The sequence below is a fragment of the Nostoc sp. genome, from assembly GCF_041747015.1.
Classification (GTDB): Bacteria; Cyanobacteriota; Cyanobacteriia; order Cyanobacteriales; family Nostocaceae; genus Nostoc.
Map to the genome: position 1 here is coordinate 36,846 of NZ_JBGTFY010000419.1, position 7,193 is coordinate 44,038.

Here is a 7,193-nt window from a genome sequence, read left to right on the forward strand (position 1 = left end):
TAAGTATGTAGCGACAGCTTGGATTAATTTCACCAATTGAAAATTAATAAATGGTGAGAGAAGATTTAATCATATTGAGTAATGGCTGTATAAATACATCTACTATTGGCTTTGCAAAAGCAAGTAGAACTCCAATAGCAATCGTCAAGACTAAAGTCTGTTTAATAGAATAATTCTCTACTTTTTTCTCTAGATCATCCAAACGTTTTACCAAAGAAGGAAGAGAAGCAACTGAATCAGGACTATTCATTAAATCAGTGGGTATTAAATCATAACCTATCTTCTGTCGTGGCTTTTCATCATCTTTATCTAAGTCTGCATACCATATAGAAAAAACTCTCTCACCCCTTGCTATATGAAGGTGAAGAGGCCCAGCATTATAAACAGCAAAAATTAGTTTGCCACTATAGCCAGGATCGACATGAAGACCTGAAACATTAATCAGCCCTTTTGACTTAAATTTAAATTTAATTGAAATAAACGCAAGTGCATTATCAGGAACGTTGACTCTTTCAGAAGTTATCAGAAATGCAAACTGTCCTGGAGGTATAGGAACTGTTTCTTTATCGCTAAGAATAATTTTTTTCCGTTCTTTCGGAGGTGTATCAGGAAGGGCTGAAATATAAACTTCTTCCCCTAAACACAATTCATATGATGCAGACTGAATTTGATCGTCATTAAACGGTTTAATTAAACTAGGAAGACGAGAACTCAAAGTTTGTGATGACCAAAAACTCATTCTAAGAAACCGTAATTTTTGGCATAGCTAAATACGAGTGCTGATATACCTTCCTCAATAGCTATTGCACGACCTCCGTCTTCAACCTCGTCAATGCGGAGATTGCTTTTACGCTTACATTTAAGAATACTACGAGTGACCACCGACCAGCCTAAAACTGCGGCGTAGGAAAAATGGAAAACATCATGAAAGCGGTAGCCATCGCTTGTATAGGAATTATCGGTGAGGTCATTTCCAATTTGTTGTTTATTGATGAATGCCTTCATTTTGATTAAGTTATCTTTGCTTACCTCCGTAATTTCTACTTTAAACTGTCGTGGTAAACTTTCATTTTCGGGAAAGCCATTGTCGAATATGTAGGTTGTAGCTTTATCATCTATCTGTGCTGAATCTCTCCATCCCCAACGGTCACGGCACTTTCTCAGATTATCTTCCGCAATTTCTTCCAAATTAAGGTTAAACTTGCTTGCCAAGTTGGAAATATACCAAAGCATATCTCCCAATTCTTCTGCGATGCCTTCTTTGAATAGTTTGTGTGCATCACCATCGCGTAAATGTTTTTTATATTCAGTCATCAATGAGCCAACTTCACCTACTAAGCCGAGAAGAGGTATTATCAGTTCAGTACCTTCCACAGCAGGAATCTGGTTTGTATTAAGTGCTTGTGTTTGATACTCAGAAAAATTCATAATAGATATCTCCAATTTCACAGTTTTTGATTAGGGCGATTTTTATAGGGATTAAATACAAATCTAGTGATAAATAAAAATTATTGGTATTAGGAAATTTAGCTATGCTTACAAGGAATTAATGGGAAAAATAATTCTTTCTGTACTAGCTGCAAGACGTACAGGATGGCGTGGATGTCCATCTTTTGTAAGACGACCTAGAGAGTAGAGAGATTTGTCATAAATTAGACTTAGCACTTCTTTATCCCGGTTCTGCATTTTGGGATACTTACCCCCACCCCATGCCACAATAATTAAGTCAGCGCGTTTTGTTGCTAATTGAATATAGCAGTTATTTTTTGAACCCACAGGATCAGGTGCTTGGTAAAGATCAGGACGTTGTGTAGCACGATAAGCAAATAGATTAACCACCTCAAGAGAACCATAATCCCAAGATTTAGCAAAGTTAATACATCTAGTGAGTGTCCTATCATCTTTGTTAGCATCTGCGGTACTTGGGTTAAGCATCACAAAAGTAATTTGCGGCAAATTTACATCCCATCTACGTCCTAGTAAGTAGCGATACTTTTTAGTGATATCGATGTCGGCATATTTTTCCATATCAACGTGCTTGACTTTGAACTACTGCTGATTTATGATACCCACTTTCATTCAAATAAGCACAACTGTTGAGATTTTTCTATCTGTGTATTTTGTAAAGTTTTTGATTTTTTACTGTTATTACTTTGTTGCTGAAATTGAGACTCTTGCTCATATATTTTGTGTAATTTTGATACATTGTCTGTAATTAGAGAGGTTGCTTTTAACGTCGAATCTAATTCTAAAGACAATTGCTGATCATTATTCAGTTGTTTCAAATTAGCAGGCACTAGTTGTGTTAATCTCTGCCCTAAAGTTTCTTGGACTTTCTCGTTAATTTGCCATTTAGGTGGATAAAAATAATCAATTGGTTGAGGCGTTAATGTAAATTTAGACTTGATCTTTTTGCGATTACTTTTCAATTCTGGAAATGCTGCTCGGCAGTATTTATCAGTTTCACAAAAAAGATTTTGACAGTCTATAGCCTGTAGCGGACGACCCCAGAGTGATTGAAAATTTAACCCCAAACGCTGAAACTCTTTCTCTTGATTTTCAGTCATCCAATGAATGATATCAGTATATGTTTTCCCATCTGTATTAAGAAAACACTTGCTGATACCACGTTCGGCTCCTGGTCCTGCTATAGTAAAACTGTTTTCGTCAAAGTTGATAATTTCACTATAGTTTATATCTGTGGCTAATTGGTAAGCCATAAACTTACCTAGCAAAGGATATTCTTGAATAATCTGAAAAACGCCTTCAAAATTTTTGGCTTTTACTATGCTATTGACTACCCTACATTGGACAACCATTTTATCAATTAATGCCAGATGATTCTGGTGTTTTTTATCATAACCAAACTCTTTGCTTGCACAAGACATATACGCACTGGTATAAATGACATATCCAAGATTCATAGCCTCTTGTAATATGTCTGAATATGCATTTGAATCGAAATTAGACAGTGCAATATAGTCTCCTATTTTGTTTTCTAAATATTCCCATGTTTCGATTTTATTAAAAATTTTAAATAATAGAACCCTTAAAATTACTTCTTCTTCATTCTTGCTCCTCTTATCATCGTAAATTACGTTTTTTATCAGATATTGTGAAACGCGATCGCTTGCTCGATATGCATTACAAAATTTATAAGTATTAATAATCGGGTCACTTGTCCAGGGTGGTGGTAAGTTGTTAATTTTGTTGAAAAATACTTCCTGGCGCATAGCAGTAAATCGCCAATAGGTATCAAAAATTTCTTGTCTTACTTGCATACACTGTTCTCCTGGTTTCTCGTCATCAGTTTCAAACTTATTTTTTATCCATGAGCCAAGATTATGCGACAATTGCCGCATAATCATCATACCCGATCGCATTTTTCAGAAAGCATCCTGAAAGCAAATCTTGTTAACTTTTATCAGCTGAATAAGATGATTTTCATGAAACACTAGGATCATCTGAAGTTTTTATCTCTCGCAAGATTCGTTCGACTTGGTTAACTTTTTCATTTCTATTTTGTTTTTTAAAGATATCTAAAGCTTTCTCTAAAGAAGATAGCGCTTCATCTCGTTTATTTGTTTGCCACATTGCTAGGGCAAAATTAGTCAGCGCTTCGCCATAATTGGGATTAATTTCGAGAGCTTTTTGATATTCTGTAATGGCATCTTGCCAGCGACTTTGGCTAGCATAAACCATACCGATCGCATTGTAAGCTAGAGCATATTTGGATTGCAGGCGAATGGCTTCTCGGTAGGCGCTAATTGCTTCTTCTGATTTCTTTTGCCGAAAAAGCACGTTTCCTAGTTGAAAATGTCCGAATGCGTCTTGTGGGAATTGTTTAATGAATTTGCGTAAATTTTCCTCTGCACTTGTTAAGTTTCCCTGGTTAAATAAATCGTTGGCTTGTTGCAAAAGCTGCGATCGCTCTGATGGCCCTGACTGTGTATCTGAAAACTGTGCTAGTTTTTGTGCCTGTCTCTGTGCATACTGTTCTGGCGAATGCACAGAAACTTTTGCTGAAAACGCGAATACTGATGGTGATAGACCAATTGCAGTGATAATACTCAGCGTCACGCAGCTAAAAGCTTGAACAAATGCTGATTTGGGTTTGCTCTTCAGTTTCATTGCCCTGAATGTCTCAATAGTTTTCTCATCTTTATGATAAATTGAGGATGCGTTAGCGTGTAACGCATCATGATCAGGGAACAACATTGTTGTACCCCTACATTATCTTCTTTTATTTACGCGCCTTCCCGTAACTTATCTAATACGCTTCTATCTTCTAAGGTCGAAGTATCCCCAGATATCTCTTGATCGGCAGCTAGATTCCGCAATAAGCGCCGCATAATTTTACCCGATCGCGTTTTAGGTAAAGCGTCTGTAAAGCGAATTTCGCCCGGACGCGCGATCGCACCTATCTCTTTGACAACGTGCTGCTTGAGTTCTTTACTCAGTTCTTCACTTGCCTGATAAGTGCCTTCTAGAGTCACAAAAGCAACTACTTCTTCACCCTTAAGTTCATCCGGTTTACCCACTACCGCCGCCTCTGCAACCGCTGGATGAGAAACTAAGGCTGATTCTACTTCCATTGTACCGAGTCGATGCCCTGATACATTCAGCACGTCATCCACACGACCCATTACCCAAAAGTAACCATCTTCATCTTGTCTTGCACCATCACCAGCAAAGTAAGTATAGTTACCATCTTTGGGGGGGATGTGTTCCCAGTAGGTGTGACGGAAGCGTTCTGGATCGCCGTAGACTGTCCGCATCATTCCTGGCCACGGATGGCGTACCGCTAGATAACCGCCTTCGTTATTGGGTACGGTGTTTCCTTCTAAATCCACGACATCTGCAATAATTCCAGGGAAGGGAAGAGTTGCGGAACCGGGTTTTGTCGGAATTGCTCCTGGTAGCGGTGTAATCATGATACCGCCTGTCTCTGTTTGCCACCAAGTATCAACAATTGGACAGCGATCTCCACCAATTACTTTCTGATACCACATCCAAGCTTCTGGGTTAATCGGTTCGCCGACGGTTCCCAACAAACGCAATGAAGACAAGTTTCGTGCATTCGGATGTTGTTCACCCATCTTAATAAATGCCCGAATTGCCGTAGGTGCAGTATAAAAAATATTAACACCGTATTTTTCAATTACATCCCAGAAACAGCCAGGATTAGAAGTACGGGGCGCACCTTCATACATGATCGCTGTTGCACCGTTGGAAAGGGGACCGTAGACAATGTAACTGTGTCCCGTAATCCAACCGACATCTGCGGTACACCAATATACATCTGTATCTTGGAGGTCGAATATCCACTTAGTGGTGATATGGGTATACAAATTATAACCAGCAGTTGTATGCACTATACCCTTCGGTTTGCCGGTGCTGCCAGAAGTATAGAGGACAAAAAGCATATCTTCACTATCCATCGGTTCGGCGGGACAATCGGCTGATACTCCTTTTTGCAAATCATGCCACCAATGATCGCGTCCTCCTAACTGCATAGAAGTCTCCTGTCCGGTGCGCTTGACAACCAGGACATTTTCGACACTGGGAACAGTACCATCAGCTAAGGCTTTGTCTACCTGTTCTTTGAGAGGAACGATCGCATCTTTGCGCCAACCACCATCAGCCGTGATTACCAACTTTGCTTGAACATCAATTAAGCGATCGCGCAAAGCTTCGGCACTAAAACCACCAAATACTACACTGTGAGGTGCGCCAATTCTCGCACAGGCTAACATGGCGATCGCCGCTTCGGGAATCATCGGCATATAAATACCAACGCGATCGCCTTTTTGTACACCTAGTTGCTTCAACACATTGGCAAACTGGCAAACTTCCCGGTGCAGTTGGGAGTATGTGAGGGTGCGCGAATCACCTGGTTCTCCTTCCCAAATCAATGCTGCTTTATTTTTGCGCCAAGTAGTGAGATGTCTGTCAAGGCAGTTGTAAGAAATATTAATCTTACCGCCAACAAACCACTTAGCAAAAGGTGGTTGCCAGTCTAATATTGTATCCCATTTTTGGAACCATTCTAATTCTGTTCCAGCCAAGTCTGCCCAAAATTGCTGCGGATCGGCTTTAGCTTGAGCGTAGAGACGCTGATAGTCTTGCAAGCTTTTGATGTGGGCGTTTTGGGAGAACTCAGAGGCAGGATGAAAGAGGCGGTTCTCTTGTAAGATTGATTCTATGGTGGGTTGAGACATAATTAATTAAGACAATTTGTATTATTACAAAAATAATACGGGAAGTATGAAAGCCACAATAAACTATATTCTTAACGAATATTTGTGCGAAAGTGTCTAGAGTTTCGTTAAGATGCGCGAATGTAAAAATGTTGCAAAATGTTAAACGCCTGAAACTATGACACTCACCGTCGAAGCTAGCAGCTTATCTCTCAACGATGTTCATCGCTTTCTCAAACTAGAAGAGCTTTCAACTGGTTCATTCACAGACTTCTTAAATTTAGAACCGTTGACAGAGTTTGAACAGCAGGATTTATTGCGAATTAGAAACGACTTCCATCGTTATCTCAGGCTTGGTAAAATTTCTGAAGGTTTAGTTAAATTCTTAACGATCGCACCATTAATGCGGTTAGCAGGGTTTTACGATGTGCCGATTCGGTTGACAATGGAAGATAGCATTGCGATCGCTATCGAAGATGAAGACAGAAGAATTACCGGACGGATGGATATTTTAGCAATCAACAATCCCCAAAGTAATATTGCGCCGCCATTTTGGGTTGTAGTGATTGAAACGAAAAATAGTGCGGTCGAAGTTAGTGAAGGTGTACCTCAATTACTTACTTATGCTTTTAAAAGTTTAGATCAACAACCATCTGTTTGGGGACTCGCAACTAATGGACTGCGTTATCAATTTGTTTATTTAAGACGTGACGAGCAGCCAACTTATCAGTTAATGTCATTATTAAGTCTGAATGAATCTCCAGATGCAATAGAGTTATTACAAGTTTTAAAAGCTATCTGCAAGTTACCAAATTTTCAGTAAAATAAACGTAAATCGCGGAGCGATCGCTGATGTCTGAACTTGCTACTATAGAATTTATCTCTGATGATATTTCAGAGGACGAAGTTATTTTTCCTCCTGGCGATATATATAGTGACGAACCACCCTTGGAAAGTGACCTACACCGTGACCAAATCGACTTGCTGATTCGC

7 protein-coding genes and 1 pseudogene are annotated in these 7,193 nt (G+C 39.4%); 2 read left to right on the plus strand and 6 right to left on the minus strand.

What is annotated here, in order from left to right:
- Window positions 1-43 precede the first annotated feature (43 nt).
- The 6 genes from ACEW80_RS32850 to acs all read right to left on the minus strand — a co-directional run bounded on the left by ACEW80_RS32850 (window position 44) and on the right by acs (window position 6,221).
- Window positions 44-739: a hypothetical protein gene (locus ACEW80_RS32850; RefSeq protein ID WP_373530627.1), complete on the minus strand. Its 696-nt coding sequence runs from the start codon at window positions 737-739 to the stop codon at window positions 44-46.
- Window positions 736-1,428 carry a MazG nucleotide pyrophosphohydrolase domain-containing protein gene (locus ACEW80_RS32855; RefSeq protein ID WP_373530628.1) on the minus strand — a complete coding sequence of 231 codons (693 nt, stop codon included), beginning with the start codon at window positions 1,426-1,428 and terminating at the stop codon, window positions 736-738. Before ACEW80_RS32855 ends, ACEW80_RS32850 begins: the two co-directional genes overlap by 4 nt.
- A 108-nt stretch (window positions 1,429-1,536) precedes the next feature.
- On the minus strand, window positions 1,537-2,028 hold the full coding sequence (locus ACEW80_RS32860) for a DUF1643 domain-containing protein (RefSeq protein WP_373530629.1): 492 nt from the start codon (window positions 2,026-2,028) through the stop codon (window positions 1,537-1,539).
- 47 nt (window positions 2,029-2,075) lie between these two features.
- Complete coding sequence (locus tag ACEW80_RS32865; RefSeq protein WP_373530630.1) at window positions 2,076-3,362, minus strand: nucleotide kinase domain-containing protein; 1,287 nt, start codon at window positions 3,360-3,362, stop codon at window positions 2,076-2,078.
- An 82-nt stretch (window positions 3,363-3,444) separates the two neighbouring features.
- Window positions 3,445-4,131 carry a tetratricopeptide repeat protein gene (locus ACEW80_RS32870; protein ID WP_373530633.1) on the minus strand — a complete coding sequence of 229 codons (687 nt, stop codon included), beginning with the start codon at window positions 4,129-4,131 and terminating at the stop codon, window positions 3,445-3,447.
- A 116-nt stretch (window positions 4,132-4,247) separates the two neighbouring features.
- The gene (gene acs / locus ACEW80_RS32875; protein WP_373530631.1) at window positions 4,248-6,221 is read right to left on the minus strand and encodes an acetate--CoA ligase; all 1,974 of its coding nucleotides are present in this window, start codon (window positions 6,219-6,221) and stop codon (window positions 4,248-4,250) included.
- 157 nt (window positions 6,222-6,378) lie between these two features.
- On the opposite strand from acs, the gene ACEW80_RS32880 reads away from it, so the two are divergent.
- Window positions 6,379-7,023, plus strand: coding sequence for a restriction endonuclease subunit R (locus tag ACEW80_RS32880; RefSeq protein ID WP_373530632.1), 645 nt, complete (start codon window positions 6,379-6,381; stop codon window positions 7,021-7,023).
- Between the two features lie 29 nt (window positions 7,024-7,052).
- Window positions 7,053-7,193: pseudogene (locus tag ACEW80_RS32885) on the plus strand (Uma2 family endonuclease); the annotation flags it as partial.